Annotated in this window: 19 protein-coding genes and 1 pseudogene; 11 read left to right on the top strand and 9 right to left on the bottom strand. The window is 65.9% G+C overall.

The annotated features are described in order from the left end of the window. Nucleotides 1-6: 6 nt before the first annotated feature. The 5 genes from AB0L63_RS08015 to AB0L63_RS07995 all read left to right on the top strand — a co-directional run bounded on the left by AB0L63_RS08015 (nucleotide 7) and on the right by AB0L63_RS07995 (nucleotide 5,236). The gene (locus tag AB0L63_RS08015) at nucleotides 7-447 is read left to right on the top strand and encodes a GNAT family N-acetyltransferase (protein ID WP_364496335.1); all 441 of its coding nucleotides are present in this window, start codon (nucleotides 7-9) and stop codon (nucleotides 445-447) included. Between the two features lie 292 nt (nucleotides 448-739). Beyond that, nucleotides 740-2,398, top strand: coding sequence for a DNA repair helicase XPB (locus AB0L63_RS08010; RefSeq protein WP_364496333.1), 1,659 nt, complete (start codon nucleotides 740-742; stop codon nucleotides 2,396-2,398). Between the two features lie 49 nt (nucleotides 2,399-2,447). Further along, on the top strand, nucleotides 2,448-3,116 hold the full coding sequence (locus AB0L63_RS08005) for a DUF3239 domain-containing protein (protein ID WP_364496330.1): 669 nt from the start codon (nucleotides 2,448-2,450) through the stop codon (nucleotides 3,114-3,116). Between the two features lie 39 nt (nucleotides 3,117-3,155). Then, complete coding sequence (locus AB0L63_RS08000) at nucleotides 3,156-3,791, top strand: LysE family translocator (RefSeq protein ID WP_364496327.1); 636 nt, start codon at nucleotides 3,156-3,158, stop codon at nucleotides 3,789-3,791. A gap of 53 nt (nucleotides 3,792-3,844) precedes the next feature. Beyond that, nucleotides 3,845-5,236, top strand: a complete 1,392-nt coding sequence (locus AB0L63_RS07995) for a M1 family metallopeptidase (RefSeq protein ID WP_364496324.1) — start codon at nucleotides 3,845-3,847, stop codon at nucleotides 5,234-5,236. Between the two features lie 3 nt (nucleotides 5,237-5,239). On the opposite strand, the gene AB0L63_RS07990 is transcribed toward AB0L63_RS07995, so the two are convergent. Beyond that, on the bottom strand, nucleotides 5,240-6,055 hold the full coding sequence (locus AB0L63_RS07990) for a hypothetical protein (RefSeq protein WP_364496321.1): 816 nt from the start codon (nucleotides 6,053-6,055) through the stop codon (nucleotides 5,240-5,242). Between the two features lie 316 nt (nucleotides 6,056-6,371). On the opposite strand from AB0L63_RS07990, the gene AB0L63_RS07985 reads away from it, so the two are divergent. Further along, nucleotides 6,372-6,884 (top strand): hypothetical protein, encoded by a 513-nt coding sequence (locus tag AB0L63_RS07985; protein WP_364496319.1) that lies wholly within the window; start codon nucleotides 6,372-6,374, stop codon nucleotides 6,882-6,884. A 1-nt stretch (nucleotide 6,885) separates the two neighbouring features. Here the strand turns inward: AB0L63_RS07985 and AB0L63_RS07980 are convergent, their stop codons facing one another. Continuing rightward, nucleotides 6,886-9,285 carry a helicase-associated domain-containing protein gene (locus AB0L63_RS07980; RefSeq protein WP_364496316.1) on the bottom strand — a complete coding sequence of 800 codons (2,400 nt, stop codon included), beginning with the start codon at nucleotides 9,283-9,285 and terminating at the stop codon, nucleotides 6,886-6,888. Between the two features lie 142 nt (nucleotides 9,286-9,427). Between AB0L63_RS07980 and AB0L63_RS07975 the strand changes: the two genes are divergently transcribed. After that, nucleotides 9,428-9,616 (top strand): hypothetical protein, encoded by a 189-nt coding sequence (locus tag AB0L63_RS07975; RefSeq protein WP_364496313.1) that lies wholly within the window; start codon nucleotides 9,428-9,430, stop codon nucleotides 9,614-9,616. A gap of 106 nt (nucleotides 9,617-9,722) precedes the next feature. On the opposite strand, the gene AB0L63_RS07970 is transcribed toward AB0L63_RS07975, so the two are convergent. Together AB0L63_RS07970 and AB0L63_RS07965 are read right to left on the bottom strand one after the other, a co-directional pair. Next, entirely contained in the window at nucleotides 9,723-10,349 is a 627-nt protein-coding gene (locus tag AB0L63_RS07970) for a transglycosylase family protein (protein ID WP_364496311.1), read from the bottom strand. A 366-nt stretch (nucleotides 10,350-10,715) separates the two neighbouring features. After that, nucleotides 10,716-10,958, bottom strand: coding sequence for a hypothetical protein (locus AB0L63_RS07965; protein ID WP_364496308.1), 243 nt, complete (start codon nucleotides 10,956-10,958; stop codon nucleotides 10,716-10,718). Nucleotides 10,959-11,159: 201 nt separating this feature from the next. On the opposite strand from AB0L63_RS07965, the gene AB0L63_RS07960 reads away from it, so the two are divergent. Continuing rightward, on the top strand, nucleotides 11,160-11,585 hold the full coding sequence (locus AB0L63_RS07960) for a cold-shock protein (protein ID WP_062988417.1): 426 nt from the start codon (nucleotides 11,160-11,162) through the stop codon (nucleotides 11,583-11,585). Nucleotides 11,586-11,781: 196 nt separating this feature from the next. Here the strand turns inward: AB0L63_RS07960 and AB0L63_RS07955 are convergent, their stop codons facing one another. The 3 genes from AB0L63_RS07955 to AB0L63_RS07945 all read right to left on the bottom strand — a co-directional run bounded on the left by AB0L63_RS07955 (nucleotide 11,782) and on the right by AB0L63_RS07945 (nucleotide 15,057). Beyond that, nucleotides 11,782-12,291: a DUF2771 domain-containing protein gene (locus AB0L63_RS07955; protein ID WP_364496305.1), complete on the bottom strand. Its 510-nt coding sequence runs from the start codon at nucleotides 12,289-12,291 to the stop codon at nucleotides 11,782-11,784. Nucleotides 12,292-12,360: 69 nt separating this feature from the next. Then, entirely contained in the window at nucleotides 12,361-14,097 is a 1,737-nt protein-coding gene (locus AB0L63_RS07950) for an MFS transporter (protein ID WP_364496302.1), read from the bottom strand. 186 nt (nucleotides 14,098-14,283) lie between these two features. Next, nucleotides 14,284-15,057: a glutaminyl-peptide cyclotransferase gene (locus AB0L63_RS07945; RefSeq protein WP_364496299.1), complete on the bottom strand. Its 774-nt coding sequence runs from the start codon at nucleotides 15,055-15,057 to the stop codon at nucleotides 14,284-14,286. A gap of 17 nt (nucleotides 15,058-15,074) precedes the next feature. Between AB0L63_RS07945 and AB0L63_RS07940 the strand changes: the two are divergent. Beyond that, nucleotides 15,075-15,809 (top strand): annotated as a pseudogene (locus AB0L63_RS07940) (DUF3027 domain-containing protein); the annotation flags it as partial. Nucleotides 15,810-16,249: 440 nt separating this feature from the next. Continuing rightward, nucleotides 16,250-19,381, top strand: coding sequence for an ATP-binding protein (locus AB0L63_RS07935; protein ID WP_364496297.1), 3,132 nt, complete (start codon nucleotides 16,250-16,252; stop codon nucleotides 19,379-19,381). A gap of 116 nt (nucleotides 19,382-19,497) precedes the next feature. Here AB0L63_RS07935 and AB0L63_RS07930 read toward each other — a convergent pair whose 3' ends face one another. After that, complete coding sequence (locus AB0L63_RS07930) at nucleotides 19,498-20,112, bottom strand: TetR/AcrR family transcriptional regulator (protein WP_364496294.1); 615 nt, start codon at nucleotides 20,110-20,112, stop codon at nucleotides 19,498-19,500. Between the two features lie 128 nt (nucleotides 20,113-20,240). On the opposite strand from AB0L63_RS07930, the gene AB0L63_RS07925 reads away from it, so the two are divergent. Beyond that, nucleotides 20,241-22,307 carry a neutral/alkaline ceramidase gene (locus AB0L63_RS07925; RefSeq protein ID WP_364496291.1) on the top strand — a complete coding sequence of 689 codons (2,067 nt, stop codon included), beginning with the start codon at nucleotides 20,241-20,243 and terminating at the stop codon, nucleotides 22,305-22,307. Nucleotides 22,308-22,315: 8 nt separating this feature from the next. Here the strand turns inward: AB0L63_RS07925 and AB0L63_RS07920 are convergent, their stop codons facing one another. Beyond that, nucleotides 22,316-22,552: a DUF2530 domain-containing protein gene (locus tag AB0L63_RS07920; RefSeq protein WP_364496288.1), complete on the bottom strand. Its 237-nt coding sequence runs from the start codon at nucleotides 22,550-22,552 to the stop codon at nucleotides 22,316-22,318. Between the last annotated feature and the right edge of the window lie 44 nt (nucleotides 22,553-22,596).

Below are 22,596 nucleotides of genomic sequence, written 5' to 3'. Positions count from 1 at the left end.
GCTGTGATGACGACAGTGCAACTTGAACATCTTGGTCGACAGAACTGGGAGGAAGTGGCTGAACTCGACGTCGCTGACGATCAGCGCGGGTTGATTGCCTCGAACCTCTACTCGATTGCTGAGAGTCGGTTCCTTCCCGGCTTCTTGACCAAGGCAGTGGTATTCGAGGGCGACATCGTTGGTTTTGTTATGTATGGTCCGGACCCCGATGACGGTCATGTCTGGCTCTATCGGCTGATGATCGACCACCGTTTTCAGCATCGAGGCTTGGGTCGTGCCGCGCTTCGCGAGGTGGTCCGTGAAGTCCACGAGGAACTCGGAGCACAGGTGCTACGCCTGGGGGTCGCTCCCGAGAATGTCATTGCCAAGTCACTCTATAAGTCGTCCGGATTCCTGCCTACCGGGCAGTCCATCTGTGGCGAAGAGATTCTGCAGTTCCAGATCTAAACCGGGACGCATTAGCCGCGGGCTTCACGGGATTCCGGAGAGGCGGTCAGCACATTCGCCCCGGAACAAAACAGGCCGCTCGGACGCTGTATGTGCGGAGCCGACGCGAGCTACGCCCGTCGGGCCGGTCGATGCCGCATCCGACGGACTGTCGGTGGTGTCGGGGAGAATGGACCGGAGTCGCACGAGCGATCGGGCAATGAGCCGGACGCCGTATACGAGGAGAGATCGTGATCGAGCGCAGCGAGGAAGCCATAGGCACAGCACCTCCGGTCGCAGCGGAGGCGGAGCTGTGACCGACGGTCCGCTGATCGTTCAGAGTGACAAGACGCTGCTCTTGGAGGTCGACCACGAGTTGGCCGGGGTGGCGCGGCAGGCCATTGCGCCGTTCGCGGAATTGGAGCGGGCGCCGGAGCATGTGCACACCTATCGGGTGACGCCGTTGGCGCTGTGGAATGCGCGAGCCGCGGGGCATGATGCCGAGCAGGTGGTGGATGCCCTGGTCAGCTACTCGCGATATGCGGTGCCGCAGCCACTGCTCGTCGACATCGTGGACACCATGGCCAGGTACGGCCGGCTCCAGCTGGTGAAGAATCCGGCGCACGGGCTGACTCTGGTCAGTCTGGATCGTGCGGTGCTAGAGGAAGTGCTGCGGCACAAGAAGATCGCCCCGATGCTCGGCGCTCGGGTGGATGAGGACACCGTCGTCGTGCATCCGTCCGAGCGTGGCCGGATCAAGCAGATGCTGCTGAAGATCGGCTGGCCGGCCGAGGATCTGGCGGGCTACGTCGATGGCGAGGCACATCCGATCGAGCTGGATTACATCGGCGGCCAGTGGCATCTGCGCGATTACCAGGAGATGGCGGCCGATTCGTTCTGGGCCGGTGGTTCCGGTGTCGTCGTGCTGCCGTGTGGTGCGGGCAAGACGATGGTCGGCGCGGCCGCGATGGCCAAGGCGCAAGCCACGACGCTGATCCTGGTCACCAATACCGTCGCCGGACGGCAGTGGCGGCGTGAGCTGCTCGCGCGAACCTCGTTGACCGAGGATGAGATCGGCGAATACTCCGGTGAGCGCAAGGAGATCCGTCCGGTCACCATCGCCACCTATCAGGTCATCACCCGCCGCACCAAGGGCGAGTACAAGCACCTCGAACTCTTCGACAGCCGGGATTGGGGCCTGGTGATCTATGACGAGGTGCACCTGCTGCCCGCCCCGGTCTTCCGCATGACCGCCGATCTGCAATCGCGGCGTCGGCTCGGTCTCACCGCGACTCTGGTGCGCGAGGACGGCCGCGAGGGCGATGTGTTCTCGCTGATCGGCCCCAAGCGCTACGACGCACCGTGGAAGGACATCGAGGCGCAAGGCTGGATCGCCCCCGCAGACTGTATCGAGGTCCGGGTCACCCTCACCGATGCCGAGCGGATGGCCTATGCCACCGCCGAGCCCGAGGAGCGCTACCGGCTCTGTTCGACCGCTCGCACGAAAATCCCTGTGGTGGAGTCGATTCTGGCCCAGCACAAGGATGCGCAGACCTTGGTGATCGGTGCGTATCTGGATCAACTCGATGAACTCGGCGCGGATCTCAATGCACCGGTCATTCAGGGTTCGACGAAAACCAAAGAGCGCGAAGAACTTTTCGACGCCTTCCGGCGCGGTGAGATTCCGGTGCTGGTGGTGAGCAAAGTTGCGAACTTTTCCATCGATTTGCCCGAAGCCTCTGTCGCGGTACAGGTTTCGGGAACATTTGGTTCGCGCCAGGAAGAAGCGCAACGGCTCGGTAGGTTGTTGCGGCCGAAACACGATGGCGGCCAAGCCCACTTCTATTCGGTCGTCGCACGTGACACCCTGGATGCCGAATATGCCGCGCACCGGCAGCGTTTCCTGGCCGAACAGGGTTACGCCTATCGCATTACGGATGCCGATGACTTGCTGGGACCGGCCATCGGATGAGCGGAGGAATTAGCTCCGATACGTCTGCTGGGGATGATAGGAATGAGACGTGCGACGCTTCGAATTCGCGGTGGATCGGCAGCACGCCCATGCGGTCAACGAAGTCTTCGCCGACCTACGTCGGCTGCGTTTCATGGCGATCGCGGCTGCCGTCGTCGCCGCGACCGGCACCGCTCTCCTGATCTGGCTGAACCATCCGTGGGCCTATCTGTTAGCTGTCGCATTCGCGCTCGGCGCGGTGGTCGCACTGTGGGTGGCGTTCTGGACACCGCACCGATCCAACATCGACAAGCTCTATGCCGATGGTGAGCTGGTCCCCGCGGTCGTCTCCGAAACGCATCCGAGTGGGGTGGTGCTGCTCGCACTGGTCGATATCTCGAAGCCGGAGACCCCTGACCCGCGCTATGCCCTGGTGATCAGGAAGGTCAGGGATCTGCCAGGGCATGAGAAGCGCGCGGGTGAACGGGTGCCGTCGGTCGCGGTGCGCACCGATCGGGCGCCGGGTCAGGTCGGCGAGCGCTGGCAGTCGGTCAGTGCCATGCCGATCGCCTGGGGCACCCGCGACGGCACGGTCATCGATCGGGCTCGCGCGGCCATCAGCGAGGTCGAATGGCGGTTGCTCACCGATAATCTGGAACTCGCCGACAAGGTGCGGCGCACCTCCGCCAAACGGTTGCTGCTCGACCCACACCAGCTCCCCGGCGACCTGGGCTCCTGATCAGCCGAATTCACTTGCGCCGCCGAATACACTCGGTAAATGATTCCGGCGTCCAACCTGCTGGCTTTCATCGCCGCATCGATCGTCATCATCGTCATCCCCGGACCCGGTGTGCTCTTCACCATCGGCCGAGCTCTCGCACTCGGCCGTCGCGCCGCCCTGATCTCGGTATTCGGTCACTCCGCGGGCGTTTTCATCGCGCTACTGCTGGTCTCGGTGGGGCTCGGCACCCTGCTCGCGGCCTCGGCGCTCGCGCTCACCGTGGTGAAGTTCGCCGGTGCGCTCTATCTGATGTACCTCGGGGTCCAGGCGATTCGCGAGCGCAAGGCGTTGCGGGCGGCACTGAACGCCCAGATGGACCCCGCCGATGCCAAGGTGTTTCGGCAGAGCGTGTTCGTCGGGCTGACCAATCCCAAGGCGATCGTCTTCTTCTCGGCGGTATTGCCGCATTTCGCCGTACCGTCGGCGGGTTCGTTGCAGCTGCAGTTCCTGATCCTCGGTACCATCTTCTTGGTGATCGCGCTGGTCTCCGATAGCGCGTGGGGCCTGCTCGCCGCATCGGCGCGCGCCTGGTTCGCCCGTTCGACGCAACGACTGGAGGCGGTCGGTGGTGTGGGTGGTGCGATGATCTTCGGCCTCGGCGCGTCGGTGGCGCTGAGCGGTAGCGCGGACTGAAGCGGCTACCATCCACCGAGGTCAGGTGGGGCCATGAAAAGGGTGGTGGTCGTATGAGGTTGGCCGGCTGGTTGTGTGTGGCCGTGATCGGCGCACTGGTCGCCGCCCCGGTTCCGGCGAATGCCGATCCGCTCGTCGGCGCGCCGGGTCTCGACGATCCGTACTATCCGCTGGACGGCAATGGTGGCTACGATGTCGGCCACTACGAGGTCACCATCGATTACGACCCGCCCAGTCATCAGCTCACCGGTACGACCAGAATCGACGCCACCGCCACGCAGCCGCTGCGGATGTTCAATCTGGACTTCGACGGCCCGGATGTGCGCATGGTCTCGGTGAACAACCTGCCCGCCGCCTTCGATCGCAATGGCGCGCACGAACTGACCTTGACCCCCTTGCTGCCGCTGCTGCCCGGTCTGCCCTTCACCGTGACCATCGACTACTCCGGGCAGGCCAGGAATACCGAGGGCGCGGGCTGGACCTATGCGCCCAGCGGCGGCGCCGTCGTCGCGGGGGAACCGCATTCGGCCACCACTTGGTATCCGCTCAACGACACCCCGCTGGACAAGGCCACCTTCACCCTGCACGCGTCGGTTCCCGAGGAATGGGAGGTGGTTTCCAACGGGGTGCGCGCCGAAGACGTGGTCACCGGTGCCAAGCGCAACGTCACATGGGAAACGCATCAACCGGTGCTCGGGTATTTGACCACCATCGCGATCGATCATTACAGCTACCTGGAGCAGCGCCGCGCCAACGGCGCCCCGCTGATCAGCGCATTCGCTCCGAATGCGGAGCGCAACCGGGATATCGAACAGCGCCTGCCCGAAATCCTCGATTTCGCGGAAGCGCTCTACGGTCCCTATCCGTTCGACGCCGCGGGTGGCATTTACGTCGACGCAGATCTTGAGTTCTCACTGGAGACCCAGACCCGCCCGATCTACGCACCGTGGACCGATCTGCCGACTGTGGTGCACGAAATCGCGCACCAATGGTGGGGTGATTCGGTATCGGTGCGGCACTGGTCCGATATCTGCCTCAACGAATGCTTCGCCAGCTACACCGCCGACTATCTATGGCAGGAGCGCATGGATGGCAAGGACGTCGACGCGGGCTACCGCGAGACCATTCGGCAATACGGTGCCGACCAGAAATTCTGGGATATCCCGCTGGAAAACCCGGGCGTCGGAAATGAATTCACCTCTGTCTACTATCGCGGTCCGCTGTTCCTGCACGCCCTGCGTAAACAACTCGGCGACAACGTATTCTTCGCCGCTGTCCGGGAATTCAACGCCGCGCATGCCTACGGCAATGCCTCGATGCCGGAGTTCCGCACCTTCATGCAGTCGAAATCCCCTACCGACCTGAGCGGATTCTTCGACGCCTGGCTGAACCGCACCGCACTGCCCCCGGACGAATATCTCTACCCGGGCGCACTGCGCGGCTGACATTCAGTCGACGCGCTCGCGGGCCCGTTCCACCCGGCGCTCGGCCCGATCGAGCCGTTTCTGGGCCGCGCGCAATTGCTCCTGCGCACCACGATCGGCGGTGCGTGCGAACTGCTGCTGCTGTTCGGCGTGTGCCAGCTCTTCGCGCAATGCCGCGATGCGGGATTCGCTCTCGGCCAACCGGTTTGCCGCCGAATCGGCTTCATCCTGTGCTGAATCCCTTGCCGCACGGGCGGATTCGAAGATCTCACGTGCATCATCGAGTTCCTGGCGCGCGTTGTCCCCTGCCTCGGGTTCGGCGGATTCCGTTGTGCCCGTTCCACTTACCGAGGTGAGTGTGGCACCACTCGGTCCGAAATCTGCATACCTCGCCGATGTCACCAATGTTCCGCTGCGCACCTGCTCGGCGACCGCGTCGTCGGCCAGTGCGGCGGTAAGTGTCTGGCCCACCTCACGCAGCGCCCCCTCGGTGACCGGATGTCCGCGATCGGCGGCGAGTGCGCCCGCCCGCTTGGCAAGCGCATTGACAACCTGCTGCCGCTGTGTGGTCAATGCGCGCAATTGATCTCCGGACAATTCCCGTTGCGCCGTACGCAGCGCGGCTCCGAGCTGTAGTAGCGCATCGACATCATCGGGCGCGGAGCGGGCCAGCAGATTCACCGTCCAGGCAACCACCGTCGGCTTGCGCAGTTTGCCGACGGCGGTCGCGAGTTCCCTATCGCCCGCATCCTTGGCCTCGGCCACACGTACCGCCCTGGCAGCTATGAACTCACCAGGGTCGAGTCCGTACAAGTCGACGGCGACCTCTTCGAGCCTCATGCTTGCCAAGCGTAACGACCGGGTCTCCAGAAGCGACAGAGTGCACGTACTGGATAAACGTACACGTGTTTGGAACGCGAAAGGCATTGATAGTGAACAGTTTCGGCATCATGGTCCTGGCCAACCTCATCCCGAAATTCGTCGGTCTCGCGCTGATGGGGCTGACCGGACTCTACGGGCACTGAGCTGCGCTTCGGTTTGGTCGGTCGTCCGAACTGCTGATGCGATTCGGGTGACCGTGACGGTATCCTCACGGCGTTCACGACTTGCGTGAACAGGTTCGGTTAGAGAGGGTTTCACGTTGAAGTTCCCAGGAATGAGGCTGCTGGCACGCATTGTGCTCGCCCTCCTGGCGGTGGGCGCATTGGTGGCCGTGGTGACCGGTTGTTCGGCGCTCGACAATGCAAGCAAGTCCGAGACCGCCAAGGCGAAGGTCGGTGAGTGCATCAATGTCACCGACAGTTCGTCATCGGCCACCAAGTCCGAGCCGGTCGACTGCTCGTCGCCGAAGGCGGTTTACAAGGTCTTCCAGACCGCAGACAAGAAGCTCGATTGCGCGGCCGAGTACACCACCTACACTGAGGATCTGGTCAGTGGCGGCCAGGCCCACATGTGCCTCGCGCCGAACTTCAAGCAGGGCAGCTGCTACGCCGATGTCGGCACCAACCCGTACAAGTATGTGGACTGCTCTTCCTCCGAAGCCACCTTCAAGGTGATGAAGCGCATCGACGGTCAGGCCGACGAATTGCAGTGCGGCGCGGACGCGACCAGCTTCGTGACAGTTCCGGACCCGAAGGTGACCTTCTGCCTCGGCGCCACCAAGGGCTGATCTACTCGAGTAGCGCGACCGACGCGATCCGGTGCAAGGTGAAATGCCGGATCGCGCCGGTCACCGGGTCCAGCGCGTCGAGCTGACCGTTGCCGACCTTCAACGGTTCGACCACGCGCTGTGACGCGACGCCGCTGGCGTCGACATAACCGATATTGACCGACCGCCGCACCCGCGCCGCCAATTGCAGCAGCGCCAGGGTTGCGGCGGTACTGGTTCTGGTGCCGTCGGGGCGTACCGACTGGCCATGGCGGGCGCTGGCGGCCCGCTCACCCGCGCGCAGTTCCGCGACGAGCAGGGTGAGCTGTTCGGTGCTCGGCGGCGTCGGACGATACGGCTGCCTGGCATGTGGGCGCACCGCGATGCGGGCGCCGCGCGGGCGTAGATCGACAATGGTGCCCGCGGAATCCTCACCGGCCGGCGCGAATCCGGCCGCGCGCAACCGTTCGAGCAATTCGCCGAGCGGGGCCTGGGCGATGGCGACGGTGGGTGCGATGGCTCGCAGCGCGAGTTCGCTCGCCACCGGCGAGCTCAGCACCTGTGCGAGCAGTGTCGGATCGTCACTGCGGACGAACGACTGCGCCATACCGGCCCGTAACTGGCCGTGCCTGCGCGCGACGTCATCGATCAGATAGGTCAGCGATTGCGGGATCGGGGTGCGGGAGTGCGTGGTGAACAGCGTATGCAGTTCGGCTGCGGTCATCCCGGCATCCAGCGCGCGCCGCACCGACGTTTCGCTGATCCGGTAAACCGTTGCCGCACCCGCGGATTCGATATCGGCCATGAGTGCTACCCGGTTCTGTAGCTCCGGGGTCAGCGGACCGGGCGCGATGATCGTCAGATCCGCCTGAACCAGCACGTGATCGATCGGTTCCGGCAGCGCCGCTTCCATCTCGGCCTCGGCATCGGACGCACTGGCCGGGGAACCGTGCAGCAGTGCCCGTGCCGGTGAGCCGAGCGCACCGCGTCCGAGGAAACCGAGCGCCGCGGCCTCGGCCAGCGTGTGCTCGACCGCCTCGGCGCGAAAGTGTCTGCGCCACCGAGGTTGCCGCCAGGCCAGCAGCCGGCCGATACCGGCGGGGTCGAGTGCGGTGCCGGTCGGATATTCGGCCAGCAGATTCAGCACGGTGCGTCGGTCGCGTGGTGCGTGCGGGGTGCGCAGTTCGATCGACAATGCCGCCAGTGGTTTGTCGTTCGCGTCGCGCATGCCGATCATCCACGGCATGCGGTCCAGGTCCAGCCAGGCCTGTGCCAGCGCCACCCAGCGGCGCGCCGGCAGTGCGTCCCGCCAGCCGTCGGCGGCCGGTGTCGGCGCCCAGAAGTCGTCGGTGGAGTCGAATTCCGGTGGCGGGTCCGGCGTACCCTTCTCGACGAGTTTGGCCGCGGTCAGCAGTTCGACGAGCAGTCCGGCGCGCGGTTCGTCGATACCGGTCTGCTTGGCGATGCGGCGCAACTCCCGCACACCGAGCCCACCCGCGCGCAATGCGGGCGCGGGCGCTTGCCCGAGCGCCTCCAGAATGTCGGCACAGTGCCGCAGCAGCTCGCCGACTTCGCCCGCCGCGACCGCATTCACCTCGGTGGGGGTGTGCTTCGCCGGTGTCGGCTCCGGTGGTTTCAACGCGTGCGGATGGGTCACCGGCTCCCGGCGCAACACCTGGCCGACGGTGATCGGGAGTTCGACCGTCTCGTCGTCGATCCAGTGCAGTAATCGGCGGCCGAGTAGTAACTGGATCGGGCGGTCGGCCGGTGTGCCCGATGCGGCGTCCCTGGTGCGTCCGCGCGGGCCCGTGGTGGCCAGCTTGTCCAGCAGCGCGCGTTCGGCGGGTGAAACGGCCGCGAGGGCCGTGAGCACCTCGGGCTCGGTCAGCGCATCCGGAATTTCGGTGGTGCTGCCGATCGGCCACGGTAGCGCCTCGGCGGTGGCCGGGACCAGATGTAGGTCGTCACCGTCGTTCCAGACCAGCGCACGATCGGACAGCCGGGCCAGCGCGGCATCGATCGCCGCGACCTTCACCCGATCTTTCAATCGCACGCGCAATGCCTTGCGACTCATCGCCGTCCCGCCGGAGCCCGTCGCCCGATGCACCGCAAGGGTTTCCACGATCGCGAACTCGAGTGTGTCCAGGTCATCGCTGGCACGCAGGACCGACGCGCGCTGCTCGGCGCGGGCTGCGAGCACCGCCATGGAGGAGGGCAGTGGCACGGCCAGATCGGGCCGGAGTTCGAGCAAGGCCACCAACTGCGCATCGCTGCGGGCCGCGAGCCACCCGGCCAGGGATTCGGTCGCAGGCTCCCCCGCCTCCGCGGGCCGTTTGCCGGTCGTTGGTGCTGCGTGACTGCCGTCGCGGGCTGGCGGGCGTGTGCCCGGTCCGGCTTTGGGAGTCCCCGACGAGTTACCCATGTGCTCTCGAGATCAGTCGTTGCGTCGCAGGCCGAATGTTGTCGATTTTGTCAGCCTAGTGGATGTCGTCTATCCGTCGCCGGGTGCGGGCAGCAGCGGAGGGCACAGTGCTGGCGGGTCGTTCGCATGCCACAATGTGGTCGTGGTGAACAAATCGAAGAAACCCTATGTCGACAATGGCTGGCCCGCGGTGGAGGACGGTGGCCACGCGGTCACCGAACTTTCGTCGACGCGTTCCGGTGGGCTCTCGCCGTTCGGTGAGGACACCGAATTTCCGGTTCCGGCCGATCAGCTGCCGTACATGCACCCGAATACGGTGATCAACCGCTGAGCGGCACACCGCTCGGCGCCCGTACGGAAAACCCGCGGATACGAAGAAGGTCCCCGCATCATCTCGGATGCGGGGACCTTCTTCGTATGGTCTGCTTCGTGGCGACTCAGGAGGGCAGCAGGCCCTGGTTCGCCTCGTAGAAGTTCACGATGGCCGGGTCGAGCTGAGTGCCCTTGGCGGCATTGAAGAAATCGAGGGCTTCCTGCGGGATCTGCACGCCCTGGCCCTGTACGACGGCGACGGCGCGGTCGATCGCGTCGAAGACCTGCTGGCTCGGGTCGGCGGCGGCCTGCTGCTGCGGAGCGGCGGGGACCGGGTTCCAGCGCGGGGTCTCAGGGGAGGAGGGGGCGGTGCGCGGGGTCGACGCGCTGCTCAGGCCGAGCGAGGACGAGCAGGAGGGCCAGGCGCCCCAGCCCTGGCTGGCGAGGACCTTCTCGGCGACCGCGATCTGCTGTTCGCGGGAGGCCTGGTTGGCGGTCGCGGCGTATTCGCCGCCGCCGTGGGCGTTCCAGGTGCTGGGCGAGAACTGCAGCCCGCCCTGGAAACCGTTGCCGGTGTTGATGCCCCAGTTGCCGCCGGCCTCGCACTGTGCGAGTTGATCCCAGTCGGAGTCGGGTGCCGCGCTGGCGTTTCCAGCGAGTGCCACACCCGGGAGGCCGATGATCGCGCCGGTGACGGCGACCTTGGCTACGGTGCGCCCGGTGGAGGTTGGCTTGCGATGGCGTCCACTCATTACGGGTTCGTCTGCCTCTCGTACGCATCTGCAAGTGGTCCGGACGGAGAGGTCGTCCGTCCCGCCCTCACCCCTGCTTCCTTGGGGTTCCGGTACCCGCGGGGCGAGGTTCGATGCGGCGGGCCGGTGGTTGCCGGTTGTCCCGGCTGGGTAAGACGGTACGACGATTGCCGCGAAAAATCACTATTTGGTAACCGGCGGGTCTGCTCGGGTCTCGGACCGGTATCGGTTGCGTCAGAGACGCTTCCGCGCAGTTGAGAGCTGGTGCGGACGAACCGTTCGCCGGCCGCCGCCGCTTCGTTATCGCGCCGTGATGTGACGAGGATCACATCCGAGATTCGGTAACGATTAGCAGGGTTAAACGGTTTACCGCGATCGTCGGCCGGACCACAGTGCGAAGACGACCGCGCAGAGGAAGCCGAGCGGTGCCAGCATTGCCAGCAGATACAGCCACAGGCCCGGGGCGGAATCACTGAGGACCGGCGTCAGGAATATGGCGACGATCGCGAGCAAGCCGATCGCGAACAGACCGAGTGCCACGTACAGCAACCGGTCGCCCGCGCGGCGCGGTGAGCGGCTCGGGGGCGGTGGCGCGGATGGGTTCGTCACTGCTCGACCGTAAAACTGATGTGCTTGCGTTATTCGCACCGGGGTAGACTCGGTGTGAATCGCGTCCTGCACAGCTGTGGGGCGCGTTCTTTTCGCAAACTGACAGGAGCTGTCCGAGGCGGTATGCCGGACGAGCACCTGGGCAGACGGATGTGCTCGGGTCGCTGGGGCCCGAGTTTCGATGACGAACGGGTGAGTGCAGTGCCGACCGGCAGGGTGAAGTGGTACGACGTCGAAAAGGGCTTCGGCTTCCTTTCCCAGGACGAGGGTGAGGACGTCTATGTCCGTTCGTCCGCGCTGCCCGCTGGCGTCGATGGGCTAAAGCCTGGTCAGCGCGTCGAATTCGGCATGGCCGCCGGTCGTCGTGGGCCGCAGGCGCTGAGTCTGAAGGTGCTCGAATCGCCGCCCTCGGTCCGTCAGGGCCAGGACCGCGATCGCGGGGCGCACAAGGAACCGGCCGCGCGCAAGCACACACCGGATGAACTGCACGGGATGGTCGAGGACATGATCACCTTGCTGGAGGCCAAGGTGCAGCCGGATCTGCGCAAGGGCAAGTACCCGGATCGCAAGACCGCGCAGCGCATTTCGGAAGTGGTGCGGGCGGTCGCGCGCGAACTCGATCACTGACGTTCGCGGATAACGCATTTCGCGCGCTGCCCGGCCTGCCGAGCAGCGCGCGAATCGTTTTCAGGCTGACCCTCGAGCGACCTGCGAGCAGTCGCTACTGACCCTTTCGAGCGACCTGCAAGCAGTCGCTACTGACCCTTTCGAGCGACCTGCAAGCAGTCGCTACTGACCCTTTCGAGCGACCTGCAAGCAGTCGCTACGACGAGGTACTGATCGACCAAGCCGCGTGCGGAACGTAGAACTCCCGGCCGGTCTCGTCGCGCGCGAGGATCGGCAGCTGCAATTCGACACCGACGAGCCGCAACTCGGGCTCCGGCTTCGAATCGATGGTGATAGCGAGGGCGCCCTCGGGAAAGTTGTTGCGGCTCACCACCCGGTCCACCTTCTCGCCGGTGGGCGTGACGTAGACCAGCTGCGCCAGCCAGGGCGCGTTGGCGATCCGCTTCGGCAGGGACAGCTGCAGCGGATATCCGGCGGGGACGTCGAGGGTGACGGTCTCGCCGTACTTGCAGTTCTCCATCTTCACTGTGCAGTACAGGAATGGGGACACCGTGACGGTCTTGCCGTGGGCGTACGCGGTGACCGTCGGGTCGGGGTGGTCCGCCCGGCGGACGAGCACCGTCAACACGCCGGCGAACGCGAGGGTGAACACCAATAGGGCCGCCACGCATAGCGCGACAATGGTGCGAGTACTCGGCTTGTTCACGACTGCGCCTCGCTGGCGCTCGGCTCCATCGCGAACAGAGTCGCTGTGTCTTTGGTTCGTTCGCTGCGATCACTCACAGATCGGGTCTCCTGTGCCTCGTTGCATGTGCTTAGTGTCGCTATCGCGTTCCCGGCCGCGTTGCGGGGCTCGGTCGGCGTCGGTGTGTCGGGGTGGCGCGACTTCCTGCTCCGCATGTTCCGGGCGATGGCCGCCCAGGCCGGGCAGCAGGGAGTGGCCGCGGTCGCTTATGAAGGTCTGCAGCAGCCCGAACAGCAGGATCGCGGAGATGAACGCGAAGCCCTGCCAGTAGGTGGTCGGCATCAGCACACCCGCCGCGCCGCCGAGGACCCAGCTGAGCTGCAGGACGGTTTCGGACCGGCCGAAGCCGGACGCGATCGATTCCGGCGGCAGATCGTCCTGGATGGAGGCATCCAGCGAGACCTTCGCCAGTGCGCTCGCGGCCGCCGCGACCAGAGTCGCCAATGCGGCGCCGAGCAGATTGTTGAGGAAGACCGCGAGCATGGCGACCGCGCAGCAGGCGGCGGTGCAGCCCAGCACGATCAGTGACGGCTTGCCGAGTTTGATCCGGGCGCCGGTCGCATTGCCGGCGAAATTGCCGACCGCCGCGGCCACACCGACCACGCCGAGCATAGCGGCCTGCTGCCAGCCGCCGTGTTCGGTGGCCTTGGCGACGAAGGCAACATAGAACGTCAGGAAGCCGGTCAAGACACGAATGGCGCTATTGCCCCACAGCCCGGTCACGACCGCACGGCCGAGCGGCTGCCTGCGCTTGCGCGGTGGCACCGTGGCTTCGGTTGCCGGACTGAGCACTTCGGTTTTCGCGTGATAGCTGAGGGTCGCCGGGACCTCGCCCTCGGTCACCTCGACCCAGCGTGGGATGCGCAGGCTCAGGTAGGTGCCCGCGATCGCGATCGCGATGGCCAGTACCAGTGCGCCATTGGAGCCGGCGATCACGGCGGCGAGTGCGGCGACTGCGCCCGCGCCGATGGTGCCGCCGACCAGACCGAAGACGGTGAGCCGAGAGTTGGTGCGCACCAGATCGATTTCGGGTGGCAGCACGCGCGGCGTCACCGCGCTCTTGAGCACCGAGAACGATTTACTGCCGATCATCATGCACAGGGCGAGCGGATACAGTGCCCAGCTGTCGAAGGCGATGATCAGCACCACCGCGACCACCGCGCGCAGGCCGAACGAGGTGGCAAGTGCGAGGCGGCGACCGCGCTGCAGGCGGTCCAGCATCGGTCCGATGAGCGGGGCGATCACCGCGAACGGGGCGATGGTGATCAGTAGGTACAGCGCGACTTTGGTTTTGCTCTCCGCGGTCGCGCTTGCGAAGAACAGGGTGTTGGCCAGGGCCACCGCGATCGCGGCGTCCAGCGCGAAATTCGCCATGGTGGCGTAGGTCAGCGCGGTGAGGCCGGATTTATCGGCACCGTCGGCCTTGGCGGCACGCTGGAAGGTGGCGACGCCGCGGGATGTGAGTTCACGGCCGCGCATGGCGGCGACCCGGGTGACGGTCAGCTTGCGGGGTATGCGCGGCGGCTCGGCCGGGGTTTCGGGCTCGGGCGGGTCTGCTGGTTTCGCGGAACCGCCGGGCAGTGGTTTGGTCGGCGGTGGTTCGCGGCGTTGCGGCGGTTCGGGCGGCAAGGGCGGAAGCGAGGACCGACGAGGTGCGGTGTGGGGTGGCGGGTAGCGGTTGTAACCGGGGTGACGCTGGATCGGTGGGGACTCCTCGCCATCCCACGGACCACGGTCGGAACCGGAGGGATCGCGGGGAGTAGTCACGGCTTCAATTCTGTCGTACATCGGCGACTTGGGTTCACTTGCCGGTCCAACCCGTCCGGAAAGGTGACCTGGCTGGCTCATGCCTGCACCTTGCTGGCGCTCGGACCGGCATGAGCGAGTGCTCGGCTGTGTTGCTGGTTCGCTCGCTGCGCTCAGCTGTGTTGTTGGTTCGCTCGCTGCGCTCACTCACTCCGGCACGAATCGGACCTCGAAGATGGTCGGCCAGTATTTGCCGGTGATCAGGAAGTGGTCCGTGCCGGGCAGTTGGGAGATGCCGTTGAGCACATCGGTGCCCGCGCGCACGGTCGCGGGCAGCAGTCCGCTCGCGTCGATGACCGCGAGGACGCGGCCGGTTTCGGGATCGATGTGCAGGATCTCGTCGGTCGGATAGGCATTGGCGTAGACGGAACCATCGGCGGCGCAATCGAGTTCGTTGAGGTTGGCGCGGTTTCGGGTGGTGAGGGTGACGGTGCCGGTCGGGGCGAAGGTGACCGGATCGCGGAAGGTGAGGGTATCGGTGCCATTGCTCATCACCAATGTGTCCGCGCGGGTGCACAGGCCCCAGCCCTCGCCGTCGTAGGAAGCCCTGCTGCGTTCGGCCAGTGTCACCGGATCGCGGGCGATCGCCACCCCGTCCCGCCAGGTGAGCTGCCAGAGGGTGGTACCGGCTTTGGTGACGCCTTCGCCGAAGTAGGGCGCGGGCAGTTCGGATCGGGTCAATTCGTCGCCGGTGGTCAGATCGGTGACGCGCACGCCCGACGCGCCCGGCATGCCGGTGGCTTCGTAGAGCACGGTGCCGTCGACCTCGAGACCCTCGGTAAACGCCCGCGGATCGTGCGGACGGGTGCCGACCACTTCGATGCGCAGTCGCGGCGGATCGTCGCCGGAGCTGCCGCATCCGGTGATTCCGAGCAGGCTGACCAGGACAACGACGGCCAACGAACGCCGATTGTGCTTCATACGGCAAAATGTAGGTCGTGAGCGCAGTATCTGTTTCGCAGTCCGGCGTGCGGCCGATCCTTGCCGATGCCGTCGACGTGGCCCGCCGTGCGCTCCTGGAGCTGGAGCCGACCGGCGTCGGCGCGCATCTCGGTGTCACCGCGGAGGACGAGGCCGCGGCAACCCACCGATTCGAGGCCAGCCTGCCCGGTTACCGCGGCTGGCAGTGGGCGGTCGTGGTGGCCGCCCCGCCCGGCGCGCAGTACGCGACGGTGAGCGAATCGGCGCTGCTGCCCGGTCCGGACGCGCTGGTAGCACCCGATTTCGTCCCGTGGGAGCTGCGCATCCGCCCCGGCGATCTGGCGCCCGGGGACCTGCTTGCCCCGCCCGCGAACGATCCGCGCCTGGTGCCCGGCTACGTTGCGAGCGGCGATCCGGCCGTCGACGAGGTCGCGCTGGAAATCGGCCTCGGCCGTACCAAGGTGCTCAGCCGCGAGGGCCGTGACGAAGCCGCCGAACGCTGGTACTCCGAATTCGGCCCCGACACCGATATGGCCAAGGCCGCCCCCTCCACCTGTGGCCGCTGCGGCTTCTACCTCCCCCTCGCCGGCGCCCTCCGCTCCGCCTTCGGCGTCTGCGGAAACGCCATGGGCGCCGACGGCCACGTAGTCCACGCCGAATACGGCTGTGGCGCGCACTCCGATGTAGAAGTCCCGACCGGCGGGGGATCGCCGCTGTACGAGGCATACGACGACGCCGCTTTCGATGTGATCCCGCCGCAGGCATTGCGCAAGCCCGCGACCGAAGCCGCGCCGGATTCGGTCACCGGTACCGAGGACGAGTCGACGTCCACCGCCAGGGACACCAGCAAGGCCGCGAGCATAGCCGAACCGAATGATCGAGCCGCATCTGAAGCCGTGGCCGAGCCGCGCGACACAGCGTCGGGCGATGCTGTGACGGATTCGACCAGCCCGGCGGAATCGGCCGCAGAGGCAGTGACGATTGGCATGGTTGGCGACACGGCTGCCACCGAGTCGAGCGCCGGAGTGGCGGTGGCTCAGCCGGAATCGGATGCAGAGCCGGCCGATTCGGACAGTGCGGCTGCAGATGATGACGGTGGGCGGGACGACGCTGACGGCGGAGCTACGGACGCTGCGGGTGGCAGTGGGCCCGGGGCTGCGGCTCGGCCGGAGTTCGGGTCATCGCTGCAGGGATGAGCGCGGAGGGCGGAGCCGGGGATCCGTTCGGGACAGCGCGGCTACGGGCGGGGGTTCTTGCGGCTTGGGGTGATTCGCCTACTCGGTTGCGGGAGGATGCGGCGACCGAGGCGGATCTGGTGCGGGCGGGGTATCGGGATCGGCTGCTGACCGAGTTGGCGCAGAACGCCGCGGATGCGGCGGCCAAGGCCGGTGTGGCGGGGCGAGTGGTCGTGCGTCTTGTCGACCGCGCCGTGCACATCTCGAATACCGGTGCACCGCTGGATCTTTCGGGTGTACACGCGCTGACCGCGCTGCGGGCCTCCGGCAAGGCGGATCCGGCCGCGAGCGTCGGTCGCTTCGGTGTCGGCTTCACTGCCGTACGCACGGTCAGCGACGAGATCGAGGTGCGATCGACCACCGGCTCCCTGCGGTTCTCCCACGATCTCACCGGGAAAGCCCTGCGCGACAACGCGATCACCATCCCCGGCCCCGCCGAAACCTTCACACCACCCGTCCTTCGGCTGGCCTGGCCGACCGAGGCCGCTCCGCCACCCGACGCAGACACCGAGATCGTCCTGCGCCTGCGCCCCAGCATCGACCCCCAATCCCTCCTTGCCGCCATGCGCGCCGAGGCCGCAGACCTCCTCCTGGAACTGCCCGCCCTACAAAGCATCCACATCGGCGACGACGAGATCACGAGCACAGTCACCGATCTGAACAACGAATACCTGCCAGGCAGCGAGGATTTCGACGCCGGCGATTCATATCCGCGCGGCCGAAAAGGCACGCTCGACGGCAGTGGTGATACCGTCGCGAACCCGAGCGGCGAGCAGATGGACCGGAACGGGTCGCAGGAAACTCGAGATCTGGTATTCGGTGCAGACCTGAGCGAACGCCGATCCGCAGGGCTTGGGCTCAGAGAACTGCGTATCGATGGCCCTGGGGCGCAGCGGCGGGTTTGGTGGGAGTACCGAACTGCGCGGGCGCGCTGGTTGTTGCCGCTGCGGGATGGTAGGCCGGTGCCTGCCGTGGATGATGTGCTGCGCGCGCCCACGCGATCCGACGAGGAGTTGTCGCTGCCGGCGTTGCTGATCGCTGACATTCCCATGCAGCCGGACCGTCGGCGTGTCCTTCCTGGTGCCCGCATTGTCGAATTTGCCGAGGGTTATGCCGATTTCGCCCGCGCGCTTCCGCCACGCGACCGTCTCGTCTTGGTCCCCACCCCGGGCTTTGCCCGCAGCGAGGTCGACGGCATCCTTCGCGAGGCGCTGATCCGCGAGCTACAGACGCATTCCTGGCTGCCGGTCGGCACCGCTTGTCCGAAAAATGAAAGCACCGCGCATTCGGGGGCGGCCGATTCGGCCGCGGACCAAGTCTTTTCGGAGACCGTAACAGCGGGAACAGATGCCGAGCACAGTAGTCGGCTCGGCACCGAACACACCGACGGCCGAACCGCCATGGACATTCCCGGCGACGTGCGTGCGTCCACACCACAGACAATCCATGACGCAACGGCAGTTCCGACGCGAGCGAGCGTATTCACCGGTCTGACGCGGGAATTGGCCGACTTGCTCGATGACATCGTGGGACCACTCGTAGTGCCCGAGTTGTCCGGGCGCGCACATACCGATGCCCTGGGTGTGCTGGATGTGCACAGACTGGGACTGGCCCGACTGGCGGAACTTTCGGGCAGGCTCGAGCGGTCCCCCAAGTGGTGGCAGTCGCTGTACGCGGCGTTGGAGCCATACGTTATCGATCCATTGGCGGCCGAGGAGCTCGGTGCGCTCGCGGTACCGCTCGCGGATGGCCGACTGGTAACCGGTCCACGCACAGTGGTTTTGGATGATCAGCTCGATGTCGCCATACCGGTGCACTGGGCGCGCTTGGTGCATCCCGAGGCGGTTCATCCGCTGCTCGCGCGACTCGGCGCACGTTCGGCCACCGCCGAGGATCTATTGAGCGATCCTGGATTGCGCGCCGAACTGGAGGATCAGCCGGGCGATCTTGATACCACCGACGCCGTGCTGCGGCTCGCCGCACATGCCGAGCGGTCGGCACTCCCGTCCTGGCTCGGCCTGCTCGAATTGCCCGATACGACCGGCGAATTGCTCCCCGCCGACGAATTGCTGCTCCCCGACGCACCGCTGAGCGCATTGCTGGTGCCGGATTCGCCATTCGGCACCGTCGCAACGGATCTGCTGGACCGCTACGGTGCCGAGGCGTTGCGCGCGGTCGGCGTCGGCTGGGATTTCAGCATCGTCATCGAAGCCGATCCCACCGGCCCCGACCACCACCTGGATGACGAGGAGCGCTGGTGGTCGGGTCTGCCCGAGGAACGGCCGGAGCTGGCGGCCGTGCGCGACTTGGACCTCGTCGACGAGTCGTCCTGGCCGGCGGCCTTGCGGCAGTTGGCATCCAGTCCGCGTACCCGCGAACTGCTCACCGATCCCGACGGCTACACGGCTTGGTGGTTGCGCAGACACGCGCGTATCGACGGCACACCCCTCGGCCTGCTCCGCCACCCTGCCGATCCCGAATTCGCCGGTCTACTTCCCGAATTCGAGCTTTCCGACCTGGAAGCGTTACGCGCAATCCTGGCGAACCCGAATGCCATCACCCAGGAACTGGCCGCCGCACTACTGGACGCCCTCGCCGATCCATCGAAAACCCCTACACCCGAGGTGGTTTCCCGAACCCACGCCCGCCTCGCCGCCGCCGTGGATCACCTCGACCTGACCGAACTCGAACTTCCCGAGCGGGTGCGCGCCCTGTCGTCGGCGGTCGTCGACCCCAACGACGCGTGGGTGCTCGACCAGCCGTGGTTCGGCCTCGCCGTCCCCGCGGATCACCTGGTAGCTGGCGATACCGCCACGGCATCCGCCCTCGCGAACTTGCTCGATCTCCCCATGGTCTCCGAGGTGATCACCGCTGAGGTGACAAGCGAGGGTCGCCACACCACGTGGTCGGCCGAACCGCTGGGAATCGTTGTCCGCCAACTGTTCACACTGCCCGACCAGCAGGGCGACCTGGTGCTCCACGACGATCTCCGGATCCACCTGCGCGGTGCCTTGGAAGCCACCGTCGCCGTCCCCTGGTGGCGCGAAGGTACAACCACCCACATCCAAACCCCACACCACCCGGCCTGATTGCTTGGGCTCCAGCCGCAAATCCGTACTCTCCACCCGTGCCCATGAACCGTGCGGATCCCGACAAGGGTACGAATCATCGAGCATCCGTACGCATTCCGGCACGGAAGCGGTATCTACTCCGCGTAGTTCGCAACCATCTCGCTGACCAGATCCAGTTGTCCGCGCACACTTTCGCTGTCGTTGTCGACCAACCAGCGCAACACGACACCGTCGATCACGTTCAAGGTGAAGCGGCTCAGCGTCGGCACCGGCACGGACCACCGGCAACCGGTCGCATCGCGGGCATGGTCGAGGATGTCGGCGACGGTGGTGTCGTTGAATGCGTACTGTTCGCGCGCGATCGCGAGTTTCGCGGGAGTCGATTCCCCTTCGCGTAGCGCATATGTCGTGGTTTCGTAGGTGAGTAGTTGTCGCTCAGGTGTGGCTTCAATGTTGAGCCACATCAGTTCCAGTCCGGCGCGCACCAATTTTTGAAGCGCTTCTTTTCCACTTTCGACGTCTTGCCAAACTGTTTCGTTGGCGTCGACGGAATCGCGTAATTCCATCGACAGCGCCTTGACCAGTTCGGTCATCAGCGCGTCCTTGTTTTCGAAACAGTAATGCACCACACCGAGCGAAACGCCAGCTGCCTGAGCGACATCGCGCGTGGTCACGCCCGCGACACCCTTTTTCTCGGCAAGGCCGATGGCTGCCTCGATAAGGTGGGCCCGTCGTTCTTCGACGCTCAATCGGGAGGACACCCAAGCGAGTTAAGTCCGCAAGTCCGTCGCAGTCAATTCGCAGGGCCGAAAATCTCGGACTGGACGTCTGTCCAGTTGTGTGGTTCGCTTCACCACGGGATCGAAGGGAGACAGGTATGCCGGTGTCACGCAGAACGGTGCTGGCCCGAACCGCGGTGGGTTCCGCCGTGTTCGCGACAGCCGCCGCCGCGGCCACGGCGCCAGGGGTGACCGCGGCGCTCGGCGCACCGGCCGCCGCGGCTCCCGAATCCGGTGGCTACCGGATCGGACTCGGTCTCTCCGATATCACCGGCCCGGCCGCCGAATGCGGAATGATGGGCTATTCGCAGTTCGAACAGCAGACCGCGGGCATCCATCTGCGCCCGCGCGCTCGCGCATTCATCATCGACAGCGGTGAACGTCGAATCGTGTTAGCGGTCGCGGAGAACGGCATGATTTTCCAGTCCGTGCATCGCGGCGTCATGCTCGAACTCGCCCGCCGCTTCGGTGATCTGTACACCGAACAGAACGTCCTGCTCACCTCGACGCATTCGCATGCGACCTGTGGCGGCTCCAGCAACGATTACGCGTACAACCTGTCGATTCTGGGATTTCAACAGCAGGTCTACGACGCCGAGGTGAACGGCATTGTCGAGGCTATCGTCGCCGCGCACGCCGATCTCGGACCGGGCACGCTTTCGCTGGGGCGCGCCGCACTGCACGACGCAAGCGTCAATCGATCGCGAGTTGCCTTCGAACGCAATCCGGATGTGGATAAACAGCACTTCCCGAATGCGATCGACCCGGCGGTCACCGCGCTGGCATTCGCCAAGGGCGGCAAACAAGTGGGCGCAATCACCTGGTTTGCCACGCACAACACGTCGATGACCAACCAGAACCGACTCATCAGCGCGGATAACAAGGGTTACGCCTCGTTCTCCTATGAACACACCGAGCACGGCGTTCGCTATCTCGATGGCCCGGTCGATTTCATCGCCGCGTTCGCGCAGACCAACGCGGGGGATATGTCCCCGAATCTCAATCTGCAACCCGGTTCGGGTCCGACCGAGAACGAGTTCGATAACACCCGCATCATCGGCGAGCGCCAATACCACGCGTCGAAAACAGCATTGGCGGGCGCACAGTCCATCAGTGGTCCGGTCGATTCAATGCTCTGTTATATCGACCTGGCCGATACCGCCGTCGACGGTAGATTCACGCCCGACGGCCAACCGCGCCACACCGCGCCCGCCGCCGCGGGTGTCTCGCTCATCGCGGGCAGTGTCGAGGACGGGCCGGGTCTGCCGGGTATCCCGATCCCGGAGGGGGTGCGCAACCCGTTCATCGATGCGCTCGGCGATCCGTGCCAGCCCGCACCGTCCTGGCTCGCGGATGCGCAGGCGCCCAAGGCGATCATTGCGCCGCTCGGACTTTTGCCGCCGGTACCGTGGGTGCCGAATGTCGTGCCGATCCAGATTGTTCGGATCGGTGAGCTCTACTTGGCATGCGGCGGTGGCGAATTCACCATCGTCGCCGGACTGCGCATCCGTCGAGCCGTTGCCGCCGCGCTCGGCGTTGCGCTCGAGCAGGTGCTGATGCAGGGCTACGCGAACGCGTACCACGAATACGTCACCACCCCCGAGGAATACGACTCCCAGCAGTACGAGGGCGGCTCGACCCTCTTCGGCCGCTACACATTGCCCGCCTACCAGCAGGAATTCACCCGTCTGGCAACGGCTTTCGCCGCCCGTCGGCAGGTCCCGCGCGGACCGGCGCCCCGCGATGTATCCAACCTGCAGCCGAACTTCCAACCCGCACCCGGTCCGGATGCCACACCGTCAGGCCGTGGTTTCGGCGATGTCCTGACCCAGCCCGCCGCCGCGTATGCGCGCGGCACCCAGGCCGCCGCCGAATTCGTCTCCGCCCACCCCAAACACAACCCCCGTCGCAACGGGACCTTCCTGGAAGTGCAGCGCCGCGATGCGTCCGGCGACTGGGTCCGCGTCGCCAACGAAGGCGAATGGGCCGTCCGCTTCTACTGGAGCAAGCGGGGGCTCGCCGAATCCGTGGCCCGCTTCACCTGGGACATCCCCACCGACGCCACCCCCGGCACCTACCGCATGCAACACTTCGCCGACAGCTTGACCCCGGACGGCGCCGTGCACCCCTTCACCGGCGCCACCACCGAGTTCGAAGTGAGCTGAGACGGGGGTCACAATCCGGTTTGGGCGCCTTTGTCGCCGCGACGGGCGCTGCGGCGCTGGATCGCGAAGATTATGTAGCCGAGCAGGCCGACGCCCAGCCCCATCAGGCACACCGGGCGGGCGGACTCCCAGCGATCGCTGGTCCACACGACGATGGTGGCGATCAGCCAGAGAACGCTGCCGACCGCGAGGACCGGCCGTGGATCGGTCAAGCGCGGCGGGATCTGCGGGACATTCTGGGGCACAGTCACAGCGTAGCCGTGGGAACAGCGGGTCACCGGCCAGCGTG

The organism is Nocardia sp. NPDC051990, assembly GCF_040680755.1.
In the GTDB taxonomy this organism is placed as follows: Bacteria; Actinomycetota; Actinomycetes; order Mycobacteriales; family Mycobacteriaceae; genus Nocardia.
This window is presented reverse-complemented; position numbering and strand designations above follow the sequence as displayed.

What these genes read in the sequence shown, in the direction of transcription:
- AB0L63_RS07980 (WP_364496316.1), bottom strand. Translation starts at nt 9,285, where the DNA reads ATGGGTAACTCGTCGGGGACTCCCAAAGCCGGACCGGGCACACGCCCG.
- AB0L63_RS07935 (WP_364496297.1), top strand. Translation starts at nt 16,250, where the DNA reads ATGAGCGCGGAGGGCGGAGCCGGGGATCCGTTCGGGACAGCGCGGCTA.
- AB0L63_RS07945 (WP_364496299.1), bottom strand. Translation starts at nt 15,057, where the DNA reads ATGAAGCACAATCGGCGTTCGTTGGCCGTCGTTGTCCTGGTCAGCCTG.
- AB0L63_RS07985 (WP_364496319.1), top strand. Translation starts at nt 6,372, where the DNA reads ATGAGGCTGCTGGCACGCATTGTGCTCGCCCTCCTGGCGGTGGGCGCA.
- AB0L63_RS07970 (WP_364496311.1), bottom strand. Translation starts at nt 10,349, where the DNA reads ATGAGTGGACGCCATCGCAAGCCAACCTCCACCGGGCGCACCGTAGCC.
- AB0L63_RS08015 (WP_364496335.1), top strand. Translation starts at nt 7, where the DNA reads ATGACGACAGTGCAACTTGAACATCTTGGTCGACAGAACTGGGAGGAA.
- AB0L63_RS08000 (WP_364496327.1), top strand. Translation starts at nt 3,156, where the DNA reads ATGATTCCGGCGTCCAACCTGCTGGCTTTCATCGCCGCATCGATCGTC.
- AB0L63_RS07990 (WP_364496321.1), bottom strand. Translation starts at nt 6,055, where the DNA reads ATGAGGCTCGAAGAGGTCGCCGTCGACTTGTACGGACTCGACCCTGGT.
- AB0L63_RS07925 (WP_364496291.1), top strand. Translation starts at nt 20,241, where the DNA reads ATGCCGGTGTCACGCAGAACGGTGCTGGCCCGAACCGCGGTGGGTTCC.
- AB0L63_RS07995 (WP_364496324.1), top strand. Translation starts at nt 3,845, where the DNA reads ATGAGGTTGGCCGGCTGGTTGTGTGTGGCCGTGATCGGCGCACTGGTC.